The sequence below is a fragment of the Chromobacterium sp. W521 genome (assembly GCF_052805975.1).
This window is the reverse complement of record NZ_JBRBAF010000001.1, coordinates 299,447-323,783: the sequence shown is the minus strand read 5'-3', so window position 1 is coordinate 323,783 and position 24,337 is coordinate 299,447. Positions and strand designations below refer to the sequence as shown.

The following is a 24,337-nucleotide window of genomic DNA, read 5'->3' as shown; positions in this document are numbered from 1 at the left end:
TTAAATTACATTGCCATAAAGTGACTGACTCGAGAAGCATTTCGCTGCGCCTCGTGCTTTCAATATGGTACAAATCTGAATCAGGTGCTCTTAAATTCGATTCTGTGCATGATATGCACCAGTTCTGTACATTCTTCTGCCACTTCCTCTAGCTTCTCGTGCTGATGTAGGATGTGTTCTAAATATTTCTCTGGTGGCATTGGAAAGTGCAAGCCAAAGCCCTGGCCGATTTCACAGCCCATTTTCAGTAGAGAGTCGGCGCAGGCCTCGTCTTCAATGCCTTCCGCGATGATTTTTAGTTTTAATTTTTTTCCCAATAAAATCGATGAGCGCACTATTTCCCGGTGTTTGGCACTGCGTGGCATGGCTGCGACAAATTCCCGGTCAAGTTTCAATTCGGTGAATGGCATACGGGAAACAATCTTTAGGGTTGATATGCCAATTCCGTAGTCATCACAGGCAATGGCGAAGCCATTGGCGCGCAGCTGATTAAGAGCCACCATCAGGTCCAAGCCGTGTTCAAGTTCAACATTCTCGGTCAACTCAATTACCAGCAGTGATCTGGGTAGTCCTGTCAGATCCCAGCGTTTAATGATTTCTTCCGTCAAGCTGGGAGAAATTAGGGTACTGGCGGAGGCGTTGATTGCGATAGGTAGAAAAACTCCGTTTCGCGCCAGCACCTGTTGAGTGGCGATGATGCGACTAAGTACGTGGAAAAATAGAAGTAGATCTAGCCCCAGTTTGTTAATGATGGGCAAAAATACATCCGGTGCGATATTGCCCAGTATAGGATGCCGGCAGCGTGCTAAAGCTTCCGCTCCAACGATCTTTCGATCGGCGAGGCGAACCTGAGGCTGTAGGGCAATTGAAATGCTGTTTTTAGAAAATAGTGCCTCTATGATTTCCTGCTCCTTAAAGCCATAGGCTGTTGGTGCAGATGGAGAGCAGGACGATAGGCTGAATACATTTTTGACATGCGAGAGAATGTGCATGCAATTTTGCTTGTTGAATGGCTTGCTTATTGAATTGACGTGTCGAAAATTGGCCTCATACGCCAATTGGGTGTGCGAGTGCAGTAGCACTTTATTCATTGAACTCAGCCAAACAAGAATGGGTAATGAAGATATGGTTTGTTGCTTCAATAGGTTGTGCAGCTGTGAGATTAATTTTGCGCCGCCGCCATTGGGCATCAGAATATCGCATATCAATAAATCTACATTCTCTCGCTTAATAATATTAATTGCATCTGATATGTGGTTGACGTTGAATGTCTGGTTAATGCCGCAGTCCTGAAAAATGCGGCAAACATGCGCGCTTTCCAATGGGTGATCATCTACTATCATTACATTTATATTATTCATATCGTTTTCTTTTTGGTTGCTGGAGTTATTGGGTTGGTGGTTTTCGCACGTTTTTATTGGGTTTGTGGCGTGGGTAGACCGTAATGTAAAAAGTCACCCCATCTCACAATCTGCCAATCCTTGTTTGCGAACGGTGAATGATAATGATTATGATTTTCATGCCATTATTTGGCACTGCATTGTCATTTTTGAGGTGGGCGATTATTGTGATGCGGCAGGTATGCCTGGTGTGTTTATCCAAAATCTCATATGGCATTCATCGTGAAATACAGGATGAAGAACAGAGGGAGCGATAAGTTTCTCGGGGGCATGATGTCGTTGACTACAGAATGTCCACTGATGAATGAGACTGCGTGGCTGGGCCGATCCTGTATTGATTTGTCTACAGCAAATATGCCCATAAATGATGAAGGAATTTTCATTGGGGGACTCGTCGATAAAAGTCCCTATGGTAGAAATGGGCTGTTTGCTTCTACATAGGAATTATCCTAAAAAGATGCGCCTCGCCGTGTTCTGCGCTGCTTGTGAACATAGGTGGATTCTTCCGATTCTGTAGGCATTCCTGCTCTATGGGCATGAGTGGAGGTTCAGGAGCACACGGCGTTCCTCTCTGAATTCAAAGAAGCAGCCGTCAAACAGATCATCGAGAGCCCGGACTCTGTAGCTGAGGTTTCCGCGCGACGAGGGGGGCGGCTACAGCCGTACCAGTGGGGCAGGGTTTGGCTTAACTCGGACGCGACTTTGCCAGGGGGCCGGGTGAAGCACTGCAGATGATGTCGGGTTGTTGGTATTCATTCGCGACTCATGGCGGGCCAGCGGCGAGGTGTCTGGCTTTTGCCGGGAGTTGGGTGGTTTGCGTGGGAGTGGTGAGAAGTGGGGTAAATACCGCGCGGCCAGGATCATGCGGCAACATAGCACTAATGCCCTGCATGGTTATACAGCTCTAAAGCAGACTGTTGATGTGGCTTAAGTCCTGACACAGGCGCGGCAGCAGGGGCGGGATGGCATGCTGGCCGATACGAGCTGCGCAGATATCGATCAGACCCCACGATAGCACTGAGATTTTGGGAATAAAAAAGCCCGCGCGTGAGCGCGGGCAAATGATGGAAGAGGACCAGGTCAGCGGATCAATAATCCAACTCGGTCGGCACTTTCTCCTTGCTGTCCTTCGGCGCTTCGGCCACGGTGGCGTCAGTGGTCAGGATCAGGCTGGCGATGGAAGCGGCGTTTTGTAACGCGGTGCGAGTCACCTTGGTGGGGTCGATCACGCCCATTTCCACCAAGTCGCCAAACTGGCCGCTGGCAGCGTTGTAGCCATGGCTGCCCTTGCCCTCCAGAACCTTGTTGACGATCACCGAGGGCTCGTCGCCGGCATTGGCGGCGATAGCGCGCAGAGGCGCTTCCAGCGCGCGCAGCACGATCTGGATGCCTGCATCTTGGTCGGCGTTGTCGCCCTTCAAGCCGCTGATGTGGGCTCGAGCGCGCAGCAGGGAGACGCCGCCGCCGGCAACGATGCCTTCTTCCACTGCGGCGCGGGTGGCGTGCAGTGCGTCGTCCACGCGGTCTTTCTTCTCTTTCATTTCCACTTCGGTGGCCGCGCCAATGCGGATGACCGCCACGCCGCCAGATAGCTTGGCCACGCGCTCCTGCAGTTTCTCGCGGTCATAGTCGCTAGTGGCCGCATCGATCTGGGCGCGTATGGTCTGAACACGAGCATCGATCTTGGCCTTGTCTCCCGCGCCGTCGATGATGGTGGTGTTCTCCTTGCCGATTTCCACGCGTTTGGCGCTGCCCAACTCCGGCAGGCCGGCTTTTTCCAGCGTGAGCCCGGTTTCCTCGGAAATGACAGTGCCGCCGGTGAGGATGGCGATGTCTTCCAGCATGGCCTTGCGGCGATCGCCAAAGCCAGGCGCCTTCACGGCGGCCACCTTCAGGATGCCGCGCATGCTGTTCACCACCAGGGTGGCCAGCGCTTCGCCTTCCACGTCTTCGGCCACAATCAGCAGCGGCTTGCCGGCCTTGGCCACTTGCTCCAGCACCGGCAGCAAATCGCGGATATTGCTGATTTTCTTGTCGTAGAGCAGCACCAGCGGGTCTTCCAGAACGGCGGTCTGTTTTTCCGGGTTGGTGATGAAGTAGGGCGACAGATAGCCGCGGTCGAACTGCATGCCCTCGACGACGGCCAACTCGTTGTCCAAGGATTTGCCGTCCTCCACAGTGATCACGCCTTCCTTGCCCACTTTCTCCATGGCATCCGCGATGATCTTGCCGATGGACTCGTCGGAGTTGGCGGACAGCGCGGCGACTTGGGCGGTTTCCTTGCTGTTGGTCACCGGCTTGGACAGGGTTTGCAGCTCTTTCACTACGGCCTGGACGGCTTTATCAATGCCGCGCTTCAGGTCCATCGGATTCATGCCGGAAGCGACATACTTCATGCCTTCCTGCACGATGGCTTGGGCCAGCACAGTGGCGGTGGTGGTGCCGTCGCCCGCCACGTCGGCGGTCTTGGACGCCACTTCTTTTACCATCTGGGCGCCCATGTTCTCGAATGGGTCCTTCAGTTCGATTTCCTTGGCAACCGACACGCCATCCTTGGTGATGTGCGGCGCGCCGAAACTGCGCGCCAACAGTACGTTGCGGCCTTTCGGGCCCAGGGTGACTTTGACGGCATTAGCCAGCACATTGACGCCGTTGACGATGCGCTCACGGGCGTTGTCGTGGAAGCGGACTTCTTTCGCAGCCATGGTTTAACTCCTGTGATGATTGTAGGAAATCAGGCAGCCTTGCGGCCGGATTGAGGGGCGTCTTCAACGACCCCGAAGACATCTTCTTCGCGAAGCACCAAGTATTCCTGGTCGTTTAGCTTGACGGTCTGGCCGCCGTACTTGCCGAACAGAACCAGGTCGCCCACTTGCACCTGCATCGGCAACAATGTGCCGTCTTGCAGACGCTTGCCAGGGCCCACGGCGAGAACTTCGCCTTGTTCCGGTTTTTCAGCGGCGCTATCGGGAATGACGATGCCGGAAGCAGTCTGGCGGACTTTCTCGATCCGCTTGACGATAATCCGGTCGTGCAGAGGACGGATTTGCATATCAATCTCCTGTGCGATTCAGATCATTGGAAACGGTTGGTAAGACCGAGCGGCAGGCGCGAAATGGCCCACGCTTACCGGTCAAAGTCAGCCGGTACGGCTGACCAAAGACGAAGTAAGGGCGGGCCAAAAACTTTTCAAGAGGTTTTTTGCAGAAAAAACGAGACTACAAAATGATGCGCTCGACACGGCCAAAACGGTACTCAGTTCTGCTTGCCTTGCCTCCATGGCAGACGCGCGGCCTAAGGGGGCAGGGTGGTTTGCGCAGGCCTTCCTCGCCCAGGGTGTCGTCTTCGGCCAGGTCGCGCCATAGCCCGCCGTGTACAGGGCGGAACTGCCAGGAAACATAGCCTCGGCGGGAGGCCAGCCGCATCAGGTCCGGGCCGTCGGGCGCTTCCATCAAGACACTTTCCTCTCCAGCGATAGGTGGCAGATCGCCGAAAGCCTGGCGGCAGGCCAGCTCTTCCCCCGCGGCCGCGCCTATGGTGTTGCAGCCGCGCCGCTCGTCGCGCAGCAGGTTCCAGGCGCCCAGCTGCCAGGCCGCGTCCAGAATGTCTTCTTCTATCAGGGAGAGGGCGTCCCATCTGCGCGTCAGTTGCAAGGCCGATGCCGGCACTTGCCGAAGCAAGGGCTCGCCATTTTGGCCGCGGTCGGGCTCAGGGCGGCGGAAACCATGCCAGTGCAGCATCAACAGCAAGGGGGTATCGGGAAAGGGCACCGCGCTGAGACTGACCGCGAATAGCGGCAGGCGCATATGGCGGATTTGAGCGGACAAGGTATCGAATAACTCCACGGCAACACTCCATGACAATGGACGCGAAGATAGGCATCAAGAGCGGCTGAGAACCTGTTTACGATCCGCTGGGCGTTGTGAGACGTGACACGGTGCATGAGCATTTTGAGCTCGTTTTCAACGCCGTATCGCCAAAGCGCAGCAGACCTTGAACAAGCTAGCATCGGTTTTCGCCTTGTCTCGCGAGATCGTAAACAGGTGCTCACGCGTGAAACTGCGTTTTGTTAGCCACTCTAAAGATAAAAAGATTGCCGGCATGAGGCAAGCGTCAACCTGGTGATTACGGCTAGGCGTTTATTTCCATCCTTGCCGCCATTGCTTGTCGTCGCGCAGAACCTGCCACGGCACAGTTTGCTGGCGGCGGGTATACACCACCTCCAGCGTCACCGTGTCTACAGGGCTGTCGGGCGCGGGCCGTCCCAGCGCTACCACCAGGAAGTGTTTTTCCTTGTCGCGCGGCACGGCGGCGGTCCACTTGCTCAGCAGCAATTTTTCCGGATTGAGCCGCCTAGTTGTCGCCACGGTCCTGACTCACCCAAATCAACTTCTCCGCGGGTATGCCCAGCTTGGCCGCCACCGCCAGCAGAGCGGTCTTGGCCTCCGGGGCGGGCTGCTTGTCGCGCGACAGCAGCCACAAGTAGTTCTTGTCGGGTCCCACCACCACCGCCCAGCGATAGTCGGGGTCCAGCTCCGCCACGTGGTAGCCGCCGTAGAACGGGCCAAAGAAGGACACTTTCAGCGAGGCGACGTCGGCGGGGCCGTTGAACCAGGCCTTGCCCACGGCTTCGCGCCAGCTGGCGGCGGCGGTGTCAAAGCCGCGGTTGACCACGCGGATGCTGCCGTCGGTATTGCGGCTATAGTCGGCGCTCACCGCTTGCAGGCCCCGTTCGAAACGGTGGTCCAGACGGGCGATTTCATACCATCGCCCCTGATAGCGTTCCAGTTGGAAGCCTTGCACTGGGGTGACGTCCGGCGGCGGCAGAGTGTTGCAGCCGGTGAGCGGCAATAGGGTAATAGCCAACAGGACCAAAGGTTTTTTCAACATATCAGGCTCACAATGTGTCGAGATTGGTTTGCAGCGTCGCCGCGTGAGCGGCGATAGCGGCTTGTTCGGCATCCGGCAGCTTGTCCAGCTGGCGATAGACCAGGCTGAGTCGCGGATTGGCCGCCAGCCGCGCGCGGTGGCGCTGGAAAAAGTTCCAGTACAGGGCATTGAAGGGACAGGCGTCCCGGCCAATGCGCAGTTTGGGCTGGTAGCGGCAGCCGGCGCAGTAATCGCTCATGCGGCCGATATAAGCGGCGCTGCCGGCGTAGGGCTTGCTGCCGAGCAGCCCGCCGTCGGCGAACTGGCTCATGCCCAGAGTGTTGGGCAACTCCACCCATTCGAAGGCGTCGATGTAGACGCCCAAATACCATTCATGCAGCGCCTGCGGCGACAGTCCGGCTATCAGTCCGAAATTACCGATCACCATCAGCCGCTGGATGTGGTGGGCGTAGGCGTCTTCCAGCGATTGGCCGATGGCGTGAGCAAGACACCGCATGCCCGTTTCGCCGTCCCAAAACCAGCGCGGCAGCGGCAGATTGTGCGACAGAGCGTTATTGTCGCGGTAGCCGGGCATCTTGGCCCAATAGACGCCTCGCACGTATTCGCGCCAGCCCAGTATCTGCCGCACAAAGCCCTCTACCGCGGCCAGTGGCGCGCGGCCTGCGCGCCAGGCGGCGATGGCGGCGTCCACCACCTCGCGCGGATTGAGCATTTTTACATTGAGGGCGAAGGAAAGCTGGGAGTGAAACAAGCGCCGCGCATGCCGGCTCATTGCGTCCTGATAAGCGCCAAAGTGCGGCAGCGTCCGCTCGATGAAGTCGCACAGCAGGGCCTGCGCCTCGGCGCGTTTGAGCGGCCAGCGCAGCGCTTCGGCCTGAGGCTGACCGAAACTGTTCACGCCGGCGTCGTTTATGGTTTGCCACAGCCCGCGGTGGTCATGCTCAGGTCGAGGGTCATTGGGTTCCGGCGGGCTGCCGGACCAGCGCTGACGGTTCTCGGCATCGAAATTCCAGCGCCCGTCGGCGGGTTCGCCGTTCTCGTCCACCAAAATGCCGTGCTTGCGCCGCAGGTGACGATATAGGGTCTCCTGCCTCCATTGCCGCCGCGCTCCGAAGAACGCGGCGGCATCGCCGCGAGCGGTGTAGAAGTGCTCGCTGTCCGCCATGTGGCATGGAATGGATAAATCCGCGCCCCAGCGGGCGAGTTGATGGTCCAGCCGCCATTCGTCCGGAGCCTGGTATTCCACCCTCGTCGCGCCGTAGTGGCGGATCAGCGCATCCAAATTGCCGATTAACGATTGGCGGTTGCTTCCGTCGTCGATGGCAATGTAGCGCACTCGATGCCCCAAGGCCTTCAGTTGGCTTGCAAAATCACGCATCGCGGCGAAGATGGCCAGGATTTTCTGCGCGTGGTGGCGTACGTAATCCGTCTCTTGGCGGATTTCCATCATCACATGCACCACCTCGGGGTCGGGGGCGGTGAACCAACTATGGTTGGGGTTGAGCTGGTCGCCCAGAATCAGCCGCAAGAGGGTCATTGGGCCATGTCCTTCTGACGGCGGCAGCGTTCTGAGCAGTATTGGACGGCATCCCAATTATTGCGCCATTTTTTGCGCCAGCTCATGGGGTGGCCGCAGGCGGCGCAGCGTTTGGATGGCAGTGCCGCCTTATTGCCCTTGAATATCCGCGCCATCACGCTACCTTCAGCTTTTTGCGCAGCCAGGCCACCGGCAGTCCAAGCAGGGGGATTTTCTCGAACAATTCTTCGGCGGCGTCCCAGTAATCGCGGTGCAGCGTGATTTTGCCGTCGGCATCAAACTGGAAATGGCTGCCGCCGTGAATGCTGACCTTGCGTCCGGCATAGGCAAAATCGAAATCCCAGGTGATGAATGCCTGGTCGCCATCCCGTAGCGCGTGGATGACAGTGAAGCGGGGCTGTTCCAGCGTCTTGAACATGTGGTGAAACACCGCCTGGATTTTGGCCACGCCGCGCACGTCGTTGAAGGGGTCTTTGAAGCGCGCGTTTTCAGTGTAAAAGCGAGCGATGTCCGGCAAGGTTTGCGGTGTCAGCGTTTGATACCAGTCGAGCAAAGCTTGCCAATCGGCTTGAGTGGGGATGCGTTTCATGGTCGAGCCAACCTCGCGAGCAAAGGCAGCCGCAGCCGGTAAGGCAGCAGCCGCAGTAGTTTGAGCCATAAGGTGAAGCGCCACGGAAAGTGAATTTCAAACGCGCCGCGGGCCAGCCCGCGCATGATGTCGCGAGCCGCCTGACGCGGCGTGAGCAGGGCCGGCATGGAAAAATCGTTCTTGGCGGTGAGCGGTGTGGCCACGAAGCCGGGGTTGATCAGATAAACCGCCACGCCATGCGGCTTGAGTTCCGCGTAGAGGATTTCCGCCAGATTGATCAGCGCCGCCTTGCCCGGGCCGTACACCGCGGCGCCCGGCAGGCCGACATAACCCGCCACGCTGGCGATCAGCGCCACGCCGCCGCGGCCTTGCCCCGCCAGCGCCGGCAACACCACTTCCAGGCCGTGGTAGACGCCCAGCAGGTTGGTGTCGAGCAGGCCGCGGGTTTCATCGGCGTGCAGATCCAGGCAGGTTTGCGGACGGTAGTCCGCCGCGCAGAACACCACGAGGTCGGGCAGCGCGCCGGCGGCTTCCAGGCGCGACCAAGCGGCCCGCCAGGCGGCCGGATCGGTCACGTCCAGCGTTTCCACTTGCGCGCCTGGGCGCTCTGCCGCCAGCATGCGCATCGGCTCGGCGCGTCGGGCGGAGAGGATGACTTGGGCGCCGGCCGATAGCAGCTCGTCGGCCAATGCCGCGCCGATGCCGCTGGACGCGCCTATCACCCATACCCGGCGCGCGCGCCAATCGGCGATGCGAGGGTTAAGGCGGAGTGTCATGATCCTGACTCCGGTTTGTGGAAAAACAGCGTGACCTCGCCCAAGCGGAAACCAAACTTGCTCATGACCGCGCGGTTGAGCAGGCTGCGCTCGTCTTGCAGGAACATCCAGTCATCGAACTGGACCAGGTATTCCTCGCCCTCCACCGGCAACTTCAGCGTGTAGCGCCAGCGCAGCGCGTTGCCGGCCGTCTCGCCAATGGCTTCTCCCTCCACGTCGTCGGCCAGGCCGCGCCAGCGGCCCTGGCCGAGGGGCTTGAGCCGCCAGACGCGTTGTTGTCGGCTGCCGTCGCTGTAAATAAAGCGCTCGGTCAACACCAACTCGTCGCCGTGGCGTTCGCCGTCCATGTCGACGGTGAAGCGCTTGAGCAGGCGGCCTTGCCGGTCCTGGTATATGCCCCAGGCCTTGGTTTGGCCAAGGAAAAACCGGCCGGGGTCCAGCGGCGGGCGGTTGGCGGCGTAATCTCCAACCGTTGGAGCGGCGCAGCCAGCCAGCAGGAGCATGGCGGCGAGCCAGATGGGGGCGCGCATGGTTACGCCCTTTGCAGCAGAAACTGCGACACGCCGATGCGTCCCGCATCGAAACCCGCTTCGCAGTAGCACAGGTAAAGCCGCCACAGCCGAATGAAGGCCTCGTCGAAACCTTGGCCGCGAACGGCGTCCAGTTGGGTTTCGAAAGCCTCGCGCCAGCGGCGCAGCGTTTCCGCGTAGTCCGCGCCGAAATCCAGGCGCTTGCGGCAGGTCAGCCCGCTTTGATGCGCCGCGCGTTCAAAACGCTCGCGGCTGGGAAGCATGCCGCCGGGGAAGATAAAGGCCTGGATGAAATCGGTGCTGGCGCGGTAGGCCTCGAAACGGGATTCATCAATGGTGATGCTTTGCGCCAGCGCTTGGCCGCCCGGCTTGAGGCAGCGGCGTAGGGTGTCGAAATAGCCGGGCCAGTAACGCTCGCCCACCGCCTCGAACATTTCGATCGACACGATGGCGTCGTATTGGTCGCTCAGGTCGCGGTAGTCGCGGTGTTCCAGTGTGACCAGCGGCTCCTTGGCCAGGCGGCGGCGGGCGAAGCTCAGTTGCGCATCCGAAATGGTGATGCCGTGCACGGAGACGCCGAGACCGGCGGCGTGTTCGGCGAACCCTCCCCAGCCGCAGCCGATTTCCAGCACCCGCATGCCGGGGCGTAGCTGCAACTGCTCGCAGATGCGTTGGTACTTGCGCGCCTGCGCTTGGGCCAAGGGCTGGCTGTAGTCGCCGTCGAACCATGCGCTGGAGTAAGTCCAGCTGGGGTCCAGCCACAGTTTGTAAAAATCGTTGCCAATATCGTAATGGGCATGGATGTTGCGGCGGCTGCCGCGGCGGCTGTTGACGCGCAGGAGATGGCGCAGCCTGTGCCACAAACGCGCGGCCCAACGGCCCAGTGCCCCCAATTGCAAGGCGTCCTCATTGCGCAGCATCAGTTGCAGCAGCCCTGTCAGGTCCGGGCAGTCCAACCAGCCGTCGCGGTAGGCCTCGGCAAAGCCGATGTCGCCGCCGGACAGGATGCGGGCGCAGGCGCGCCAGTCCCGCAGCGTCAACTCCGCGCTGACGTGCGTTTGGGCCGCGCCAAACCATAAGGTCTCGCCATCTGGCGTGACCACTTTAAGGCTGCCGTGGCGCAATTGAGCCAGTATGGCGAGCAGCGCGCGCCCCGCCGCCGGAAACTTGGGGTGGGACAAGGAGAGGGGTTGGCTCGCGCTCATGGTTTCAGCTCCTGGCCACGGCTGAGGGCGGTGGCGGGGGGATGGGGTTTGCGGGAAAAGGGTACGCGTTTTAGCCAAAGCTTCAGCGCCTGCCAGTGAATGCGGGCGATGACGCCCAGGGTGAGCAGAGGCTGGCGCAGCAAGGCGGCCGCCGCTGTGGCCGAGCTTAAGGCGCGCAAGCGGCCGGATATCGAGGTGTGGAGCAGAGCGCCGTTGGCATCGTGATAATCGATCCGTGTCAGCGCGCGGCCCGCTTGTTCCACGAAGCGGAATCGATAATGGCCTTCCACTTGGCAAAACGGGGAGACATGCAGCAGTTTGCGGCAGACCAACTGGCTGGAAGCGCTAATGGGCCCCCCGTCGGTTTGGCTGAGCAGGTAGCTATGTCTTTCGCCAAAGGTGTTGTTCACCTCGGCCAGCACGGCGATCAACTGGCCAGAGGCGTTGTGGCAGTGCCAGAAATTAACCGGATTGAAAACGTAGCCGAACACGCGCGGGAAGGTTTGCAGCCAGACCTCGCCGTCGCAGGGAAGGCCGGCTTCGTCCAGGCGCGCGCGTATCCAGGGCAATAGCGGCGAGCCGTCGCGCGGGCCGTAGTCGCGCGTGCGCAGCGACAGCGGCCGGCGGCAGTCCACGCCAAACCATGGCCCGCGCATGTTTTCCAGCGCGGATAGCTTGAGCCGCAAGCAAAACACAGGGTAGACGAAGCGATTGGCGGCCGGGCGTAGGCGATGGTGCATCACGTGTCCGGTCAACAGATAGGCTGTGCTCATGTTTACAGCCTCGCCCAGGCGGGTGCCAGGCCAAAATCCTGTGCCACGCGCAAAGCCGATTTCAGGCCATCCTCATGGAAGCCGTAGCCAGTCCAGGCGCCGGTGAACCAGCAGCCGCGTCCACCCTGGATTTTGGATAGCGCTTTTTGCGCGGCGATGGCGGCGTTGTCCAACAGCGGGTGTTCGTAATGGTAGCGGCCCAGCACTTTGGCCGGATCCGGCTCTTGTGTTGGATTAAGCGTGACCATCACCGGGGTTTCCACCGGCAGCGGCTGTAATCGGTTCAACAGATAGCTCACGCCCACGGCGCGTCCATCGTCTTTCCCTTCGGCCAAGAAGTTCCAGGCCGCCCAGGCGCGAGGGCTGCGCGGCAGCAAGGAGACATCGGAGTGCAGCACGGCCTCATTGGCTTGGTAGCGCACCGCGGATAGCAGCGACCGTTCGCGCTCGTCGGCATCGGCCAGCAGCGCCAGCGTTTGAGGGGCGTGGGTGGCGAATACCACGCTGTCGAAGCATTCCTCGCCATGCGCGGTCTGCACGCGCACTTGGCCATCCTCCCGACAGACGCGCAGTACCGGGGTGGACAGCCTTATATCATCCAGCCCGTCCGCTATTTTTTCCACATACTGGCGCGCGCCATCCCGCACCGTCCGCCACTGCGGCCGGTTGCTCAACTGCAAGAGGCCGTGGTTGAGGCTGAAACGCAGAAAGGTTTCCGCGGGGAAGGACAGGATATCGCGGCAGGGGCTGGACCAGATGGCCGCGGCCATCGGCAGCAGATAGTGATCGCGGAAGCGTGCGCCATAGCGGTCCGCTTCAAGCAACTGGCCTAGCGTGAGCGGTGATTCGACGGCCCGTTTCAGGTTGCGGGGCGCCGCGCGGTTGAAACGGATAATGTCGGTCAGCATGCCCCAAAATCCCGGCGACAACAGATTGCGGCGTTGGGCGAACACCGTGTCCAGATTACTGCCCGCCCATTCCAGCTGGCCCTGGTCCAGTGAAACGCTGAATGACATGTCGCTGGGGTGGCTGACGATGCCCAGCTCGGCAAATAGCGCGATCAGGTTAGGGTAGGTGCGATCGTTGTACACCAGAAAGCCGGTGTCCACGGCAAAGCGTACGCCGTCAATCGTGATGTCGACGGTATGGGCGTGGCCGCCCAGGTAATCGGCGTCTTCGAATAGGGTAATGTTGTGACCGCGGGCCAAAAAGTGCGCGCAGGCCAAACCGGAGATGCCGGCGCCAATGACGGCGATGTGTTGTCGCTGCTGAGTATTCACCGATGCGTCCTGTGGGCGTATGGGTTGAGCGGGATAACTTGGCAGCCGCTGGGCGGTGCTTTATATTCAGGATATAACCGGTTTGGAAAAAATGCTACCAATCAGTAAAAGGTGTTACCAATGGGTATTTTGGGCAGGCTCAGCTTTAAAGATCAGGCTTTCAAGCTGCGTGAACAGGCGGTGCTGGACGCGACGACGCGCATGCTGGCGAGCAAGGGCTTCGATCTCATGACCATGGACGATGTGGCGAACGAAGCGGGTATTTCCAAACCCAGCCTGTACAAGCATTTCAAATCCAAAGATGAGCTGGCCACCGAGGTGATGATCCGTTTGCTGGACGATGCCCTGCGCTATTTGGCGCGACAAGACTCAAGGTTGAGCCCACTGGCCCGCCTGCGAGACCTCTTGGACTGGGCGCTAAGGGTGCGGCTGGCAGGGGGGCTGCCCTTCTTGCCGTCAGCCAGCCCGCAAGTGCGCAGCATGTTGACGCGCAGCATGACTTACGTTGGTCGGGTCATTAAATTGCACAAGACCTTGCAAGGCATCGTTGAGCAGGCCAAGAAACAAGGTGAATTGAAGGCGGAGATGCCAACGGATGTCATCCTTTTCAGCTACTACTCTCGAACCTGTGACCCAGCGGTGGAGTACCTGCGCGTGTACGGGAAATACCAGGATGAAGACATTATCAAGCACATGCTGCTGGTGTGTTTTGAAGGGATGTCCGCTGGAGCCGGGGCGGCTCAATCGAACTCTTGAAGCATGGTGTCTATACGCCGATTCATAACTGCGCATGGTTTGGCGGGATTGTGTGGAATGTGATGATGCAAGAGGAGCATGTGTTTGCGCAGCCATTCAATGGCGCCGCGCATGCCAATGCGTGGGGCATGCCCTTCATGAAAGCGGTGAAGTCCATTTATGAACCGGGAATGATTGCCGAAGGGCTTAAAAAGGCCGGCAGTCGTTAAGGCGGCCGCGTTTGCGCAGCGCCGGTTCTTGACGTACAGCGCCCAAAGGAGCACGGGCGCTTCTTGGGGCCTCAGCCTACACCAAGCGGTTAATGCAGCTTAAGCCCTGACACAGGCGTTGCTGCACCGGCTCCAACAGCGCCGCGGCTTCCTCGCTGCTCAACAGCAAGGGTTCGTCGCGGCGTTGCAGCAAGGTCAGGATGGCTTGCAGACTGATATGGGCTGCGCGGATGTCGATCAAGCCTTGCATCAGGCTGGCGTCCATCTCTTCGCATTGTTGGGCCAATTGCTGGCCCAAGTGTGGCAATGTGGTCTGATCCTGGGTGTCGAACAGCTTCTGGTTCAACAGCTTTAATTGCTCCATGGCGGGCAAGGCAGTATTCATCGCGGTATTCCCTTGGCTTGACCAACTTGAATTAGAAGTTGATAGCGGTTTTTAGGCCCACTACCCAGGCGTCGGAAGTTTGGGCAATGCCGCCAGGGCGTCCCCAATACTGGATCAAGGGTTGTAACTCCAGCCATGGGGTCACCTTGAAACGGTAGTACAGCTCGGCATTCACGGAAGACTCCGGCAACGGCGCATAACGCGGATCGCTATAGTCTTCGACTCCGCTTTGCTGGTTCAGGAAGTTCTGGCTACGGCGAAAATTGGAGCTGCCTTGCATTTTGGCTACGCCTAGCGCCAGCCAGTCGTTTGGCCGAGTGTCGAAAGGGCCACGATAACGCAGGGCCAGAGCAGTGGAGTAACGCGACTTATTGCTGCGCTGGTCCGCCAAACCCAGGCTCCAGGCCAGGCTCAAGCCTCGGTTGGCGTTATCGGCGTGGCGAGTCAGTTGCTGGTTGAAGCCGGTATACAGGAACCAAGTGTTGCGGTACTGGCGATAGCCCGCTGGATCAACGGCGCCGGGGCCGCCGGACTGACCAAGATAGAGGTCGCTTTGCTTGGCATTGGTGTACAGCAGACCCAGGCTGTAAATGCCCGGCAGCCCGAAACGCCGGGTGCGCCACTCGGCTTCCAGCGGCAGCAGAATGCCGCGGCTGCCGTCGGTGGACACGCTCCAGGCGTGGCTGCGCGACGGCGCTTGCGGGTTTTGCTCCAGCAAGCCGGTCAAGAGGGTCAGTTCCGGGGTGAGTCGGTACTGCAAGGTGCTGCCCCAGTAATGCACGTTCCAGTTGTGCCAGGTGCCGGAGTCCGCCGACTTGCCGCCGCACAGGCTGAGCATCTGGAAGTCGCAGGGAATGATCTGGTCGAAGTCCTGTACCTTGTTCATCAGTCCTATCCGCCACTGCAACTTGCCGTCGAGAAAGCTTCTCCTGAAATTCAGCCAGCCCAGCCGGGTAATGGATTGGCCGCCCCAGCTTTCCTGCGCCAGGTCGTTGAAGCCGACGCGGGTATCTTGCAGCCGCGTGCTAGTCAGGTTGTTGTCATGGTTGCGGTTGACGATATTGCCCTCGATCGCGGCATTGGGAATGCCGGTCAGCGCTTCCAGGTTTTGGGTGAAGGTCAGCGAAAACTGGTCGATGTATTCGGCTTTCTTGTCCGTGTTGTAACCGCCTTTGGCGTTGTAGGCGGTTTGGCTGATATGGGCCAATTGGTACTCAAAGCCAAAAGCTTGCAATGCCTGGCGCAGTCCAAGGCGGCGGCTGAGCAAGTCGCCGGCCTGCGGTTCGAAGCCTAGCACCGTGCCATTCCATGCGGGGGTGTCATCGCGGCCGCTCTCGGCTTGCGCGATGGCCGGGCTTAGCAAAACGCCCATGGTCAGGCCCAAGGCCAGCGGGATGGGACGCGGGTTGGTAGAGAACAGGGTAGGCATGTTTGTCTCCTGAGACTTCAGGCGGCGGCATAGGCGCAGGCAAAACCAGCCCCTGGCCTATGGCAGCGCCTGTTGTGGGTGTGGCCTGCCGCTGACAGGCCTCGGGATTTTCGCTGCGGGGTTTAACCGGCCGGCTTCAGCGTTTGCCCCCGGCTGCGGATCACATCGCGATACCAGTAAAAGCTGTCCTTGCGCCGTCGTTCCAGGCTGCCATGGCCCTGGTCGTCCAGATCGACGTGAATGAAGCCGTAGCGCTTGGACATTTCGGCCTTGGAGGCGCTGACGAGATCAATCGGCCCCCAACTGGTGTAGCCGAGGAGGTTGACGCCGTCGTCCAGGGCCTCGGCCACTTGGATCAGATGATCGTTGAGGTATTGGATGCGGTAGGGGTCATGGATGCGGCCGTCCGGCGTTATCTCGTCGCGCGCGCCAGGCCGTTCTCCACGATGAACAGCGGTTTTTGGTAGCGGTCGTAGAGCAGATTGAGCAGGTAGCGCAGGCCTTGCGGGTCGATCTGCCAGCCCCATTCCGAACTGGGCAGGTGAGGGTTGGGAACCATGCCCAGTGTGCCACCGGCTTGTTCCGCCAAGCTTGGATCGGTACTGGCGCAGCCGGACATGTAGTAGCTGAAAGAGATGAAATCCACGGTGGCGTGCAGGTCTTCAAGGTCGGAAGCGCGGATGTCCAACTCAATGGCTTCCTCGCGGAAGAAGCGCCGCATATAGGCTGGGTAAGCGCCACGAACCTGCACATCGCCAAAAAACAGCCAGTCGCGGTTGCGTTGCTGGCAAGCCAGCAGGTCTTCCGGCCGGCAGCTTAGCGGGTAGACGATATCGCCCAGCAGCATATTGCCGATCTGGCCGTCCGGGACCAGTTCATGGCAGGCTTTGACTGCCCGCGCGCTGGCCACCAGTTGGTGGTGGATGGCTTGGTAAATCGCTTGCTTGCCGCTGTCCGGCGGCAGGCCGACGCCGGTAAACGGCGCGTGCAGCGCCATATTGATCTCATTGAAGGTCAGCCAGTATTTGACCTTGCCGCAATAGCGGGCAAACACCGTGCGGGCGTAATGCTCGAAAAAACCGATGGTCTGGCGGCTTGCCCAGCCGCTGTAACGCTGAGTCAGCGCATAAGGCATTTCATAATGAGACAAGGTGACCAGCGGCCTAATGCCGTGCTTGGCTATCTCGTCGAACAGGCGATCATAAAACGCCAGTCCGGCCTCGTTGGGCGCGTCCTCGTCGCCTTGCGGGAAAATGCGGCTCCAGGCGATGGACACGCGCAGGCAGCTAAAGCCCATCTCCGCGAACAGGGCAATGTCTTCCGGATAGCGGTGGTAAAAATCGATGGCTTGGTCCTTGAGGCAGCTGTCGCCGGCCACGCGCTGGGCGATAGGGCCAAAAATCCCCTGCGGCAGCAGGTCCGAGGTGGACAGGCCTTTGCCATCGGCCAGGTAAGCGCCTTCAACCTGATTGGCGGCCAAGGCGCCGCCCCATAAAAAATCAGCGGGAAACAATGTCATTTCTCATCTCCTGATACTGAGGTTAACGGCTGACGGTTAGCAGGGGGGCCAACTCCTCCACCTCGGCCGTGGGAATGGGCTGCACTTGGGTGCAGCCGGGGTTGCAGATCAGCACTAGGCTGGTCATATCGAAGCCGGCCTCTGCAATCGCGGCGCGGTCAAATTCCAACAGCAGATCGCCCGCTGCGATTGAGTCGCCCGTCCGAACATGGGCGCGGAAATGGCGGCCATCGAGCTTGACGGTATTGATGCCGACATGGATCAGCACTTCGGTGCCGTCGTCGGCGACAAGTGCCAGCGCGTGGCAAGCGTGGAACAGGGATTTGACCTGGCCACCGAAGGGCGCCACCACCCGGCCGCTGTGCGGCAGGATGGCCACGCCTTGGCCCAGAATGCCGCTGGCAAAGGCGGGGTCCGGCACCGTGCTGAGCGGCTGGACCTGACCGTGGATGGGTGAAGGGATTTGATAAGACGAGGAGTCTTCAGTTGTGGCCGGTTTTTCATCCGCCGCCGTGGCGGCTGTGGCTGGCTCGGTTTTGGACAGGCCAAAAAAGAAGGTGAGCAGGGCGGCGAGGCCGGCTGCCAGCAGGCTGCCGGCAATCGCGCCCCAGACGGAGAAATCGACGCCACTGGGAGGGATGACTTGGGGGAAGGTAAAAATGCTGGGCAGGTTTGGCGAGTAGACGCTGCTGTGCGCGTAGCCCAGGATCAAGCCTCCCAAGGCGCCGCTGATGCAGCCAAAAAGGAAGGGGCGTTTTGCCGGCAGCGTCACCCCATAGATGGCGGGTTCGGTAATGCCGAATAGCCCAGAACTCACCGCGGAGCCTGCCAATGACTTCAGGCGCGCATCGCGGGTGCGCAAGAAAACCCCCAGCGTAGCGCCCACTTGTCCCATTACCGCCGGCAGCAACAGCGCGCCCATGGTGTCATAGCCCAGCAGGCTCAAATTGTTGTACATCAGCGGCACTAGGCCCCAATGCAGGCCAAAGATCACCAGCACCTGCCACAAGCCGCCTAGCGCCGCGCCGGCCAACATCGGAGCCAAGTCATAGAGGATTTGAAAACCATTGGCCAGCAAGCGGCCTAGCCCGGTGGCGGCTGGTCCGATCAGCAGGAAAGTCATGGGCACGATCAGACTCAAGCACAGCAGCGGGGTCAGAAAGTTTTTGATGGAAGCGGGCAGTATCCGGTTGCAGCGGGCTTCAAGATGGCTGCTGGCCCAAGCGGCAAGAATGATGGGGATCACCGAGGAACTGTAATTGATGAACACAATGGGAATGCCGGCAAAGTCCAAGGACGCCGCGCCAGTCTGCTGAGCGGCATTAAACGCCGCGATGGACAGCGGGTGAGTGAGCGTGCCGCCCATGGCCATTGCCGTGAAAGGGTTGCCGCCAAACTTTTTGCCGGCGGTATACCCCAAGGCCAAGGGGAAGAAATAAAACAAAGCATCGCTGGCCACAAACAACAGTAAATAGGTGCCGCTGGTCTCGCTCATCCATTCATTCACCAGAGCCAGCGACAACAATCCTTTCAAGATGCCGGAGGCGGCCAGGATGCCGAGGGTGGGCGTAAAAATAGCGGAGACCACGTCAATGAAACGGCTTAGCAGCCCCTCTCTCTTGGTCTCGCCCGCTGGCGGAGCCTCATCGTCCAGTTCAATGACTTGGCAAATGGCCTGATAGGCCTCAGCCACCCGGTTGCCAATCACCACCTGGAATTGCCCGCCGCTCTCCAGCACCATCAGAATATCGGGCAGACGGTTCAAGGTTTCCGCCTGGGCCCGCCCGGAATCGCGCAATTTGAAGCGCAGCCGGGTGGCGCAATGCACCAGGCTCAGAATATTGTCCTTGCCGCCCACTCCCGCGACGATTTGCTTGGCAAGTGTGTCCATGGTTCTCCTCCCTATGGCGAGCAAACGCTCAAAAAAAACCTGACCGCGCCCACCCTCAATGGGGGAGGCGTGGCCAGGTTTTGCCTGTTCTAGACAGTAACAACCCTGTTGATGTCTCGGCTGGTCAAACCAGCCGGTGAGTAAAGATCAGGCTTAGAACCTGTTCAAAGTCTGCTGCGCTTCAGCGATACGGCGTTGAAAACCAGCTCAAAATGCTCATGTACCACTTGTACATTCCGCTTTTTCGCTCGTTTTCGCCTTGTCTCGCCCTTGCTCGCGAGACTTTGAACAGGCTCTTATAGACGGCTGATGTGAATGGCGAGGAACATCATCTCGTCCAACTCAAGCTCCTTCCGGTACTGCTCCCAAATAAAGCCGCCAATGCTTTCCGCGCTGCGCCATGCCTGCGGGTAGCTTGCCTTCACCACCGCATGCAAACAGGTGTCTCCAGCAGGCAATGACTGCTGGGACAACACGCGTTGCGCAAAAAACTTCAGGTGGGCAATGAAGCGGTGGTAGCTCAGCGCTTGCTGGTCAAGCTCATGCCCTTGCTGGTAGGTGACGATCCGCAGCACCTGCTGCATCAGCTGGGTAATAGCTTGCATTTCCGGGGCCTCGCTATTCATTTGGGCGTTGGCCAAATGCCAGGCGATGAAACCGGCCTCATCCTCCGGCAGGGTCAGCCCCAATCGCTGTTCTATCAGCGCCAGCGCTTGCAGGCCAATGGCGAATTCTTTCGGGTAAAGCCTGCGCATTTCCCATTGCAGCGCGTTGTGGAGGGCAATGCCCTGACGATGGCGCTCAAGCGCGAAATGGCAGTGATCCAGCAAAGCCAGGTAAACCTCTTCGGGCAGCCTGCCCAATTGATTTTTCGCCAGGCTGAGGATGTCGGTGCAAACCGCCATCACCTCGGCGGGGATGCCGCTCAAGACTTCGCTCAAGCGGGACATCCGCTCATGGTTTTGCAGGGCGAAGAGTTTTTCGATCTGCGCCGGGTCCAGCGCGTCGCCCGGCCGCTTTTGAAACCCCAGGCCGCAGCCCATGGCCACCAGCTCATGCTGGTGTTCATCCAACACGAGGGCGGCATTGTTGTTCAAGACTTTGCTGATTCTCATAGCGCGCACCCTGAAAACAAAAAAACCTGACGGCTTGGCCTCAGCCAAGTCATCAGGTTTTGCCTGCTTGCGCAGTAACAATCCTTGAGCACAAACATCTGCTTTGACGATGCGGGAGCAAAGCCACGGCTTTGACCCGATGCGTCGTCAGCGGATGAAACCATAGAGGGATAAAACATACAACTTAATTTGTTAAAAATATATCGCTTCGAAACAGCCGGGGGCAGATGCCCGGCAGGAGGGGCCGCTGGAGGCGGTTTTGCAGCAGTAGCGAAAAAGTGCGAAGGCGTCATTGCGGCCTCCAAGTCAGCGTTGGAAACCTGCCGTCCGGCAGGCAGGGAACGGCGTCGGGGCAAAGGTTTTGCAACTGGCTGGTGCAATCGTCCAGCACCGCGGTGGCGGCGCAGGCCAGATGCTGCAAACGGGGCTGCTGTGTTTGTGTGGCGTGGGACTGGAAAGCGTCAAGCACGTGACGCAGGGTGGCTAGGCAGTTCAAGGCCAGGGCACAGGCGGCCAGGGTTTGGGATGGAGGGGGCTGGGGGGCAGGACTGCGGAAGGGAGTCATTGCATGCCTCTTTGTGAGTTTTGAGTTTACTTTTTTATGAATTCTACCTTGCACGTAGTTATTGTAAACAGTGTGCGTTGATTAAATGGGGGGAAAGTACACGCAGAGTAGAAAAGTGGACACGAAAATCAAGATTGGTAGGCAAGTTCAGATTTTGCGAAAGCGCAAAGGTCTGTCCCAAGATGCTTTGGCTGAGATGGTGGGCATTGACGCCAAGTCGCTGAGCCGCATAGAGCGTGGCGCGCATTACCCCGCCATTGAGACGCTAGAGCGTTTGGCCAACGCTATGAAGCTGGAACTGAAGGATTTCTTCGATTTCGACGGCCGCCCCTCCGTGGAGGAGATGCGAAGTCAGATTATGCGTAGCGCGCAAGCTGCCGATGCTGACGAGGTGGAACGCATGGCTGCTGCGTTGCATTCCATCTTTTCATCAGGCGAAAAATAATCTTTCACTACAGAGGCCTGGTCCTTGAGCCATGGTTATATCCTCGTTACGGCACGAAAGCGTATGCTCAACCAAGCTGAAGATCGTTGCGCAAAATGCAATTTGTCCAGGTTTGGGATGTGTAAAGCCAAACCAATATTAAAGATGGTCCTGTACTTTGGTCTAGGTTTTCCGGACGTAAGACCAAGCTAGCTTGTTGAGGCTTGCATAACATCATAAGCTTCCCGCCCTTGTTAAGTTCAATGGCATGCCCTCTCTCGAGGGTGTTTTTATTTGGGAGTCTGATGGATATGGATGCGCTGCTGGCTAGTTTTGCTTCCGTCTTTGGCCAAGATCGACGGGTATTGACCTTGCAACTGGGAACGGGGCAAATCGCTGCTGAGCAACTGCTGCCGCTGAGCTTGCATGTCGAAGAGGGACTTTCCCAACCGTACCGCTACATGCTGACCTGTCTGTCGCCGGATACCCACATCGAACTGAAGTCGTTGCTGGGCCAGCCAGCGCGCATTGGCATTGAGAATGCAGACGGCGGCGAGTCCATCCGCTGTGGTGTGGTGAGCGAGGCCCGGTTTGTGGGGGCCGATGGCGGCTTCGCCAAGTACGAACTGACCATTGAGCCGCCGTTCGCGCTGCTGCGCCACCGCCGCACTTCGCGGGTGTTCCAGGACCTGACAGTGCCGGACATCATCCAGCAGATCCTTTCCGAACATCAGCAGAGCAACCCGGCCTTCGCCCGCGTGCAGACCCTGGCCATCCAGGTGCAGCCGGCTCAGCCGCGCAGCTACTGCCTGCAATATCGTGAGAGCGATTACGAATTCATCGTGCGACTGATGCACGAGGAAGGCTACGCCTGGCGCTTCCTGCATCAAGACGACGATGGCCCGCAGGTGCAACTGGTGGTGTTTGACGACCCATATAGCCTGCCGGCCGCCACATTGAGCCGCGTGCGCTTTCACCGCGCCGACGCCACCGAAGACGAAGACGGTCTGACCGAATGGCAAGCCACCTGTCAGATCGTGCCTAGCAGCGTGGCGCTGGCCAGTTACGACTACAAACCGGTTTCCACCCAGCACAGCGAAGACGGCAGCCGTATCGAACAGGGCCAGAGCGGCCAATCGCTGCAAAGTAGCCTAACCTATTACGATGCGCCGGGCCTTTACTATGCTGGCGACGAAGAACAGCTTGGCCACTTTGCCCAACTGCGCCAGCAGGCCAATGATCTTCAGGCTAAGCAGTTCAGCGGTAGTGGCACGATGCGTGGCCTGCAGCCGGGTGAGTGGTTCAGGTTGGACGATCATCCAGCACATGAAACCGATAGTCCGCAAGACCGTGAATTTGTGATCACCAGCCAGAGTTTCCAGGTACGCAACAACCTACCACAGGATCTGACCCAACATGTCGGAGCCATAAGCGAGGCTGCGCCGTTTATCACTTCCATCCAGGCCCAGCGGCGCGGCATCCCGCTGACGCCGGCCTATGCTGATACCGAGCTGGCAAGGCCCAAATCGCGCGGTGTACAAACTGCTACCGTAGTCGGCCCAGTCGAACCAGCCGACCAAGTCACCGACGAAATCTACACCGATGACCAAGGTCGCATCAAGGTGCAATTCCACTGGCAACGGCCAGAGGAACACGCTCAATTCGGAGCCAACCTCGACGACAAATCCAGCTGCTGGCTGCGCATGGCCATGCCCAGCGCCGGCGCCAGTTTTGGCCACCAGTTCATCCCGCGCATTGGGCAGGAAGTGCTGGTCAGCTTCATCGAAGGCGACATCGACCGCCCGCTGGTGACCGGTGTGTTCTACAACGGCAGCCACCCGACGCCGGACTTCAGCGGCGCAGGCAGTCTGCCGGCTAACAAGACCCTATCCGGCATTAAATCGAAAGAACACAGGGGTGAGGGCTACAACGAGCTGCTATTTGACGACACGCCCGGCGAAGTGCGCGCCAAGCTTAGCTCCGAATCCGGCAAGACCCAGCTGAACCAGGGCTTCCTCACCCACCCGCGCAGCAACGGCAAAGCCCAGCCGCGCGGCGAAGGCTTCGAGCTGCGCACCGACAACCACGGCGCCATCCGCGCCGCCCACGGCCTGTTGCTGTCCACCGAAGCGCAGAACGGCGCCGGCGGCAAACAACTGGCGCGCGAGCATGCGCAAAGCCAACTGCAGTCCGCCGTCGCATTGAGCCAAGCGCTGGCCGAAACCGCTACCGGCCAACTGGCCGACACCATGGAAACCGGGCCGGATGAGATTGGCGACGACAACGCTAAAAGTGGGAAGAAGGAAAAGGGTCATATCCTGCATCAGCTGGATGCCATGATGGCTTGGGATGCGGGTAGTAATACGGACAAAGACGGCAAAACCGCCAAAGAGCAAGAGGGCCAACAGCCGCTGCTGATTCTGTCTGGTGAGGCAGGCATCGCCAGCGTCGCTGGGCAAAGCCAAACTCTGAGCGCCGAGCAGAATCTCAACTTGGTTGCCCAGCGAGATGCTAATCACTCCACGGGCAGACGTTGGATTCATAACGTTGGCAAGAGCATTAGTCTATTTGTGGCTGGGGTTCAAGAGACAATTGCAGTGAAGCTGATTGCCGCCAAGGGCAAGGTGCAGGTGCAGGCACAGAGCGATGCGATGGAGATCTCTGCGGACAAGGACGTGACCATAACCGCTGCCAAGGGTTTCGTTCATGTTGCGGCTGATCAAGAGGTCTTGCTTACCAGTGGCGGCGCTTATATCCGTCTCAAGGGAGGGAGCATCGAAGTGCATGCGCCGGGTACGATCAGCGTCAAGGGCGCGCGCCATGAGTTTAGTGGTCCCGCTAGGCTTACAACCCCTGTTGGTTTGCCTATCTTTCCCGAGCATGACGAAAGCCTGACTTTTGTTGATGAAGTGACCAAGAAGCCCTTAACGGGCAAGCCCTACGAAGTCCATATGGAAAATGGATGGATATTCAAGGGGGTTACAGATGCTGAGGGCAAGACGGAGCGGATTAACACAGCCAGGCCGTTAAAGATCATTAAAGCTATTGTTCGGGATTGAATATT

At 59.1% G+C, this 24,337-nt stretch carries 23 protein-coding genes and 1 pseudogene; 4 read left to right on the top strand and 20 right to left on the bottom strand.

Translation table 11 applies throughout. The features are described from left to right. Window positions 1–80: 80 nt before the first annotated feature. From ACUXV1_RS01605 to ACUXV1_RS01540, 14 genes are all read right to left on the bottom strand, one after another. Window positions 81–1,361 carry an EAL domain-containing response regulator gene (locus tag ACUXV1_RS01605; RefSeq protein ID WP_446014275.1) on the bottom strand — a complete coding sequence of 427 codons (1,281 nt, stop codon included), beginning with the start codon at window positions 1,359–1,361 and terminating at the stop codon, window positions 81–83. 1,127 nt (window positions 1,362–2,488) lie between these two features. Beyond that, the gene (groL, locus tag ACUXV1_RS01600; protein ID WP_114152272.1) at window positions 2,489–4,105 is read right to left on the bottom strand and encodes a chaperonin GroEL; all 1,617 of its coding nucleotides are present in this window, start codon (window positions 4,103–4,105) and stop codon (window positions 2,489–2,491) included. 29 nt (window positions 4,106–4,134) lie between these two features. Then, entirely contained in the window at window positions 4,135–4,452 is a 318-nt protein-coding gene (locus ACUXV1_RS01595; protein WP_019104382.1) for a co-chaperone GroES, read from the bottom strand. 166 nt (window positions 4,453–4,618) lie between these two features. Beyond that, window positions 4,619–5,245, bottom strand: coding sequence for a hypothetical protein (locus ACUXV1_RS01590; protein WP_019104383.1), 627 nt, complete (start codon window positions 5,243–5,245; stop codon window positions 4,619–4,621). Window positions 5,246–5,539: 294 nt separating this feature from the next. Beyond that, window positions 5,540–5,767 (bottom strand): TIGR02450 family Trp-rich protein, encoded by a 228-nt coding sequence (locus tag ACUXV1_RS01585; RefSeq protein ID WP_446014276.1) that lies wholly within the window; start codon window positions 5,765–5,767, stop codon window positions 5,540–5,542. Continuing rightward, a complete protein-coding gene (locus ACUXV1_RS01580) occupies window positions 5,754–6,290 on the bottom strand; it encodes a lipocalin family protein (protein ID WP_337883689.1) in 537 nt (178 codons plus the stop codon). The genes ACUXV1_RS01585 and ACUXV1_RS01580 overlap by 14 nt, the downstream gene beginning before the upstream one ends. A 7-nt stretch (window positions 6,291–6,297) precedes the next feature. Beyond that, window positions 6,298–7,827 carry a cryptochrome/photolyase family protein gene (locus ACUXV1_RS01575; protein ID WP_446014277.1) on the bottom strand — a complete coding sequence of 510 codons (1,530 nt, stop codon included), beginning with the start codon at window positions 7,825–7,827 and terminating at the stop codon, window positions 6,298–6,300. Continuing rightward, window positions 7,824–7,913 carry a DUF2256 domain-containing protein gene (locus ACUXV1_RS01570; protein ID WP_231138347.1) on the bottom strand — a complete coding sequence of 30 codons (90 nt, stop codon included), beginning with the start codon at window positions 7,911–7,913 and terminating at the stop codon, window positions 7,824–7,826. The genes ACUXV1_RS01575 and ACUXV1_RS01570 overlap by 4 nt, the downstream gene beginning before the upstream one ends. A gap of 68 nt (window positions 7,914–7,981) precedes the next feature. Continuing rightward, entirely contained in the window at window positions 7,982–8,416 is a 435-nt protein-coding gene (locus tag ACUXV1_RS01565) for a nuclear transport factor 2 family protein (RefSeq protein WP_019104388.1), read from the bottom strand. Beyond that, window positions 8,413–9,192 (bottom strand): SDR family NAD(P)-dependent oxidoreductase, encoded by a 780-nt coding sequence (locus tag ACUXV1_RS01560; RefSeq protein ID WP_203389717.1) that lies wholly within the window; start codon window positions 9,190–9,192, stop codon window positions 8,413–8,415. Before ACUXV1_RS01560 ends, ACUXV1_RS01565 begins: the two co-directional genes overlap by 4 nt. Continuing rightward, entirely contained in the window at window positions 9,189–9,722 is a 534-nt protein-coding gene (locus ACUXV1_RS01555; RefSeq protein WP_446014278.1) for a DUF3833 domain-containing protein, read from the bottom strand. The genes ACUXV1_RS01560 and ACUXV1_RS01555 overlap by 4 nt, the downstream gene beginning before the upstream one ends. Before the next feature lie 2 nt (window positions 9,723–9,724). Continuing rightward, window positions 9,725–10,927, bottom strand: a complete 1,203-nt coding sequence (locus ACUXV1_RS01550) for a class I SAM-dependent methyltransferase (RefSeq protein WP_446014279.1) — start codon at window positions 10,925–10,927, stop codon at window positions 9,725–9,727. Then, the gene (locus ACUXV1_RS01545) at window positions 10,924–11,700 is read right to left on the bottom strand and encodes a DUF1365 domain-containing protein (RefSeq protein ID WP_081555162.1); all 777 of its coding nucleotides are present in this window, start codon (window positions 11,698–11,700) and stop codon (window positions 10,924–10,926) included. The genes ACUXV1_RS01550 and ACUXV1_RS01545 overlap by 4 nt, the downstream gene beginning before the upstream one ends. Window positions 11,701–11,702: 2 nt before the next feature. After that, window positions 11,703–12,980 carry an NAD(P)/FAD-dependent oxidoreductase gene (locus ACUXV1_RS01540; protein ID WP_446014280.1) on the bottom strand — a complete coding sequence of 426 codons (1,278 nt, stop codon included), beginning with the start codon at window positions 12,978–12,980 and terminating at the stop codon, window positions 11,703–11,705. A 120-nt stretch (window positions 12,981–13,100) separates the two neighbouring features. On the opposite strand from ACUXV1_RS01540, the gene ACUXV1_RS01535 reads away from it, so the two are divergent. Continuing rightward, on the top strand, window positions 13,101–13,736 hold the full coding sequence (locus tag ACUXV1_RS01535; RefSeq protein WP_161523866.1) for a TetR/AcrR family transcriptional regulator: 636 nt from the start codon (window positions 13,101–13,103) through the stop codon (window positions 13,734–13,736). A 65-nt stretch (window positions 13,737–13,801) separates the two neighbouring features. After that, window positions 13,802–13,945: a hypothetical protein gene (locus ACUXV1_RS01530; RefSeq protein WP_161784603.1), complete on the top strand. Its 144-nt coding sequence runs from the start codon at window positions 13,802–13,804 to the stop codon at window positions 13,943–13,945. 76 nt (window positions 13,946–14,021) lie between these two features. Here the strand turns inward: ACUXV1_RS01530 and ACUXV1_RS01525 are convergent, their stop codons facing one another. From ACUXV1_RS01525 to ACUXV1_RS01500, 6 genes and pseudogenes are all read right to left on the bottom strand, one after another. After that, complete coding sequence (locus tag ACUXV1_RS01525; protein ID WP_446014281.1) at window positions 14,022–14,330, bottom strand: DUF1484 family protein; 309 nt, start codon at window positions 14,328–14,330, stop codon at window positions 14,022–14,024. A 31-nt stretch (window positions 14,331–14,361) separates the two neighbouring features. Next, window positions 14,362–15,759, bottom strand: coding sequence for a carbohydrate porin (locus ACUXV1_RS01520; protein ID WP_446014282.1), 1,398 nt, complete (start codon window positions 15,757–15,759; stop codon window positions 14,362–14,364). A 122-nt stretch (window positions 15,760–15,881) separates the two neighbouring features. Further along, window positions 15,882–17,278: pseudogene (locus ACUXV1_RS01515) on the bottom strand (glycoside hydrolase family 1 protein). 22 nt (window positions 17,279–17,300) lie between these two features. Further along, window positions 17,301–19,169 (bottom strand): PTS beta-glucoside transporter subunit IIABC, encoded by a 1,869-nt coding sequence (gene bglF, locus ACUXV1_RS01510; RefSeq protein ID WP_446014283.1) that lies wholly within the window; start codon window positions 19,167–19,169, stop codon window positions 17,301–17,303. A 296-nt stretch (window positions 19,170–19,465) separates the two neighbouring features. Then, on the bottom strand, window positions 19,466–20,284 hold the full coding sequence (gene licT, locus ACUXV1_RS01505; RefSeq protein ID WP_446014284.1) for a BglG family transcription antiterminator LicT: 819 nt from the start codon (window positions 20,282–20,284) through the stop codon (window positions 19,466–19,468). A 289-nt stretch (window positions 20,285–20,573) separates the two neighbouring features. Beyond that, window positions 20,574–20,849 (bottom strand): hypothetical protein, encoded by a 276-nt coding sequence (locus ACUXV1_RS01500; RefSeq protein ID WP_446014285.1) that lies wholly within the window; start codon window positions 20,847–20,849, stop codon window positions 20,574–20,576. Window positions 20,850–20,964: 115 nt separating this feature from the next. On the opposite strand from ACUXV1_RS01500, the gene ACUXV1_RS01495 reads away from it, so the two are divergent. Then, window positions 20,965–21,294, top strand: a complete 330-nt coding sequence (locus ACUXV1_RS01495) for a helix-turn-helix domain-containing protein (RefSeq protein ID WP_446014286.1) — start codon at window positions 20,965–20,967, stop codon at window positions 21,292–21,294. 284 nt (window positions 21,295–21,578) lie between these two features. After that, complete coding sequence (locus tag ACUXV1_RS01490) at window positions 21,579–24,332, top strand: type VI secretion system Vgr family protein (RefSeq protein ID WP_446014287.1); 2,754 nt, start codon at window positions 21,579–21,581, stop codon at window positions 24,330–24,332. The last annotated feature ends 5 nt before the right edge of the window (window positions 24,333–24,337 follow it).

What these genes read in the sequence shown, in the direction of transcription:
- ACUXV1_RS01605 (WP_446014275.1), bottom strand. Translation starts at nt 1,361, where the DNA reads ATGAATAATATAAATGTAATGATAGTAGATGATCACCCATTGGAAAGC.
- groL (WP_114152272.1), bottom strand. Translation starts at nt 4,105, where the DNA reads ATGGCTGCGAAAGAAGTCCGCTTCCACGACAACGCCCGTGAGCGCATC.
- ACUXV1_RS01545 (WP_081555162.1), bottom strand. Translation starts at nt 11,700, where the DNA reads ATGAGCACAGCCTATCTGTTGACCGGACACGTGATGCACCATCGCCTA.
- licT (WP_446014284.1), bottom strand. Translation starts at nt 20,284, where the DNA reads ATGAGAATCAGCAAAGTCTTGAACAACAATGCCGCCCTCGTGTTGGAT.
- ACUXV1_RS01530 (WP_161784603.1), top strand. Translation starts at nt 13,802, where the DNA reads ATGCAAGAGGAGCATGTGTTTGCGCAGCCATTCAATGGCGCCGCGCAT.
- bglF (WP_446014283.1), bottom strand. Translation starts at nt 19,169, where the DNA reads ATGGACACACTTGCCAAGCAAATCGTCGCGGGAGTGGGCGGCAAGGAC.
- ACUXV1_RS01565 (WP_019104388.1), bottom strand. Translation starts at nt 8,416, where the DNA reads ATGAAACGCATCCCCACTCAAGCCGATTGGCAAGCTTTGCTCGACTGG.
- ACUXV1_RS01570 (WP_231138347.1), bottom strand. Translation starts at nt 7,913, where the DNA reads ATGAGCTGGCGCAAAAAATGGCGCAATAATTGGGATGCCGTCCAATAC.
- ACUXV1_RS01525 (WP_446014281.1), bottom strand. Translation starts at nt 14,330, where the DNA reads ATGAATACTGCCTTGCCCGCCATGGAGCAATTAAAGCTGTTGAACCAG.
- ACUXV1_RS01560 (WP_203389717.1), bottom strand. Translation starts at nt 9,192, where the DNA reads ATGACACTCCGCCTTAACCCTCGCATCGCCGATTGGCGCGCGCGCCGG.
- ACUXV1_RS01595 (WP_019104382.1), bottom strand. Translation starts at nt 4,452, where the DNA reads ATGCAAATCCGTCCTCTGCACGACCGGATTATCGTCAAGCGGATCGAG.
- ACUXV1_RS01520 (WP_446014282.1), bottom strand. Translation starts at nt 15,759, where the DNA reads ATGCCTACCCTGTTCTCTACCAACCCGCGTCCCATCCCGCTGGCCTTG.
- ACUXV1_RS01535 (WP_161523866.1), top strand. Translation starts at nt 13,101, where the DNA reads ATGGGTATTTTGGGCAGGCTCAGCTTTAAAGATCAGGCTTTCAAGCTG.
- ACUXV1_RS01580 (WP_337883689.1), bottom strand. Translation starts at nt 6,290, where the DNA reads ATGTTGAAAAAACCTTTGGTCCTGTTGGCTATTACCCTATTGCCGCTC.
- ACUXV1_RS01500 (WP_446014285.1), bottom strand. Translation starts at nt 20,849, where the DNA reads ATGACTCCCTTCCGCAGTCCTGCCCCCCAGCCCCCTCCATCCCAAACC.
- ACUXV1_RS01490 (WP_446014287.1), top strand. Translation starts at nt 21,579, where the DNA reads ATGGATATGGATGCGCTGCTGGCTAGTTTTGCTTCCGTCTTTGGCCAA.
- ACUXV1_RS01550 (WP_446014279.1), bottom strand. Translation starts at nt 10,927, where the DNA reads ATGAGCGCGAGCCAACCCCTCTCCTTGTCCCACCCCAAGTTTCCGGCG.
- ACUXV1_RS01555 (WP_446014278.1), bottom strand. Translation starts at nt 9,722, where the DNA reads ATGCGCGCCCCCATCTGGCTCGCCGCCATGCTCCTGCTGGCTGGCTGC.
- ACUXV1_RS01575 (WP_446014277.1), bottom strand. Translation starts at nt 7,827, where the DNA reads ATGACCCTCTTGCGGCTGATTCTGGGCGACCAGCTCAACCCCAACCAT.